Annotated in this window: 1 tRNA gene and 2 rRNA genes; all 3 read left to right on the forward strand. The window is 56.4% G+C overall.

Annotated elements, in window-relative coordinates:
• A 23S ribosomal RNA gene (locus PRECH8_RS12330) occupies positions 1-1702 on the forward strand; the annotation flags it as partial.
• 75 nt (positions 1703-1777) lie between these two features.
• A 5S ribosomal RNA gene (rrf, locus tag PRECH8_RS12335) occupies positions 1778-1894 on the forward strand.
• A gap of 33 nt (positions 1895-1927) precedes the next feature.
• Positions 1928-2003 (forward strand) — tRNA-Asn (locus tag PRECH8_RS12340).
• Positions 2004-2007: the final 4 nt, after the last annotated feature.

Raw genomic sequence — 2007 nt, forward strand, 5'->3', positions numbered from 1 at the left:
TGGGTAGGGGAGCGTTGTACAGCGGAGAAGGTCGACCGGAAGGACGGCTGGAGCGAGTACAAGTGAGAATGCCGGTATGAGTAACGAAAAGACGGGTGAGAATCCCGTCCGCCGAAAGCCTAAGGGTTCCTGAGGAAGGTTCGTCCGCTCAGGGTAAGTCGGGACCTAAGGCGAGGCCGAAAGGCGTAGTCGAAGGACAACAGGTTGAAATTCCTGTACCACCATGCATCGTTTGAGCGATGGGGTGACGCAGGAGGGCAGGGACGCAGGCGGCTGGAAGAGCCTGTTCAAGCAGCGAGGGTCATGTGCAGGCAAATCCGCACATGGCGAAGCCTGAGCTGTGATGAGGAGGGGAAATGATAGTACCCGAAGGTCCTGTGCTCACACTGCCAAGAAAAGCCTCTAGCGAGATGTCATGGTGCCCGTACCGCAAACCGACACAGGCAGGCAGGAAGAGGATTCTAAGGCGCGCGGAGCAACTCTCGTTAAGGAACTCGGCAAAATGACCCCGTAACTTCGGGAGAAGGGGTGCCCCGTTAGCGTGTTGAGCGCGAGGGGGCCGCAGAGACCAGGCCCAAGCGACTGTTTAGCAAAAACACAGGTCTGTGCTAAGCCGTAAGGCGACGTATACGGGCTGACGCCTGCCCGGTGCTGGAAGGTTAAGGGGAAAGGTTAGCCGTAAGGCGAAGCTTTGAACCGAAGCCCCAGTAAACGGCGGCCGTAACTATAACGGTCCTAAGGTAGCGAAATTCCTTGTCAGGTAAGTTCTGACCCGCACGAATGGCGTAACGATTTGGGCGCTGTCTCAACGAGAGATCCGGTGAAATTTTAGTACCTGTGAAGATGCAGGTTACCCGCGACTAGACGGAAAGACCCCGTGGAGCTTTACTGCAGCTTGATAGTGGACTTGGGTACGGTTTGTACAGGATAGGTGGGAGCCTTGGAAGCATGTGCGCCAGCATGTGTGGAGGCGTCGTTGGGATACCACCCTGATCGTATCTAGGTTCTAACCCGCGTCCGTGATCCGGATGGGGGACATTGTCAGGCGGGCAGTTTGACTGGGGCGGTCGCCTCCTAAAAGGTAACGGAGGCGCCCCAAGGTTCCCTCAGAATGGTTGGAAATCATTCTTTGAGTGCAAAGGCATAAGGGAGCTTGACTGCGAGACGTACAGGTCGAGCAGGGACGAAAGTCGGGCTTAGTGATCCGGTGGTTCTGGATGGAAGGGCCATCGCTCAACGGATAAAAGCTACCCCGGGGATAACAGGCTTATCTCCCCCAAGAGTCCACATCGACGGGGAGGTTTGGCACCTCGATGTCGGCTCATCGCATCCTGGGGCTGAAGTAGGTCCCAAGGGTTGGGCTGTTCGCCCATTAAAGCGGTACGCGAGCTGGGTTCAGAACGTCGTGAGACAGTTCGGTCCCTATCTGTCGCGGGCGCAGGAAATTTGAGAGGAGCTGTCCCTAGTACGAGAGGACCGGGATGGACGTACCGCTGGTGTACCAGTTGTTCCGCCAGGAGCACCGCTGGGTAGCCAAGTACGGACGGGATAAGCGCTGAAAGCATCTAAGCGTGAAGCCCCCCTCAAGATGAGATTTCCCAGTATGTAAGACCCCTTGCAGATGACGAGGTAGATAGGTTCGAGGTGGAAGCGTGGCAACACGTGGAGCTGACGAATACTAATCGGTCGAGGGCTTAACCAAGGGAAGGATGTTCTATGCGAAGGGCTGCTGTCTAGTTTTCAGGGAGCAAGCGCTCTCTGATTGAATGATGTGAGGTTTGGTGACGATAGCGGAGGGGACCCACGCGTACCCATCCCGAACACGACCGTTAAGCCCTCCAGCGCCGATGGTACTTGGACCGGGAGGTCCTGGGAGAGCAGGACGTTGCCAAGCCCTCACCACAACTTAACACAATAGTAAGATCATTCCCCGATAGCTCAGCCGGTAGAGCACTCGACTGTTAATCGAGTTGTCGCAGGTTCGAGTCCTGCTCGGGGAGCCATATG

It is taken from the genome of Insulibacter thermoxylanivorax, from assembly GCF_015472005.1.
In the GTDB taxonomy this organism is placed as follows: Bacteria; Bacillota; Bacilli; order Paenibacillales; family DA-C8; genus Insulibacter; species Insulibacter thermoxylanivorax.